We start from the raw sequence: 1,054 nt of genomic DNA, 5'->3' as shown, positions 1-1,054 counted from the left end.
CTACGAGCGCAAAGCCGAGCACTTCCTCGCCTTCACCAGCATCGCCTGCACCCTCATCTGCTACCGCAGACTAACCAAATGAGATGACCTCTTAGACCGTGTCCTATGTGGTGAGGCGGATCAGCCGCTTGTAGCAGCACAGGGTGGCGGCGAGGCGCAGAAGGGCCAGGTAGTTGCGGGGATTGCGTTCGTAGCGGGGGCTGAGTCGGCGGTAGCCGGACAGCCAGGACATCGTGCGCAGCTCGATGACCCAGCGGCGTCGCCCTAATCGCTCGCTGGACTCGATGCCCTTGCGGGCGATGCGCACTCCGATGCGCTTACCCCGCAGCCATCTACGCAGATCAGCGCGGTCATAGGCTTTGTCCGCGTGCAGGCGCTGGGGCTTGAAGTACCGGCCGCGGTGAGGGTCGTGTCTCGTTTGGTGACCCTCCACCATCCGCTTCAGTCCTTCGCTGTCGTGGTGTTGCCGGCGGAGACGCCGACGAGAAGGGGCAGGCCGTTCGCGTCCGACAGGATGTGCATCTTGGAACCCGGCTTGCCCCGGTCCACGGGGCTCGGACCTGTGTGTTCGCCCCTTTTTTAGCGCGGACGTGGGCGGTGTCGAGGACGATCCGGGTGACGTCGACCAGGCTGGCGTCGTCGAGCCGGTGCAACACGGCCTCGTGGAGACGGCCCCAGACACCGGCTCTGGACCAGATCAAGAACCGCCGGTGGGCGGTTGACTTTGAGATGCCGAAGCACGGCGGCAACGCACGCCAGGCACAGCCGGAGACCAGGACGTAGATGATCGCGGCGAAGAGCGTCTCATCAGGTGTGTCCTGCGTTCCGCCGCCCTGCGGCCGCACCTTCGACGGCGGGATCAGCGGCTTCGCGAGCTCCCATAAGCCGTCCGGAACAATCCAACTCCACGCACCCCGCCCCATGCCGAGTTCAACGACACCTCACCACATAGGACACGGTCTTAGAGGTCATCTCATTTGGTTAGTCTGCGGTAGCAGATGAGGGTGCAGGCGATGCTGGTGAAGGCGAGGAAGTGCTCGGCTTTGCGCTCGTA

Annotated in this window: 1 pseudogene; it reads right to left on the bottom strand. The window is 64.1% G+C overall.

The features are described from left to right. Window positions 1-103 precede the first annotated feature (103 nt). Window positions 104-923 (bottom strand): annotated as a pseudogene (locus ACZ4SF_RS38115) (IS5 family transposase). Between the last annotated feature and the right edge of the window lie 131 nt (window positions 924-1,054).

The organism is Streptomyces sp. NPDC027663 (assembly GCF_055566415.1).
The sequence above is the reverse complement of the archived record's forward strand: the minus strand, read 5'-3'. Positions and strand labels throughout refer to the sequence as shown.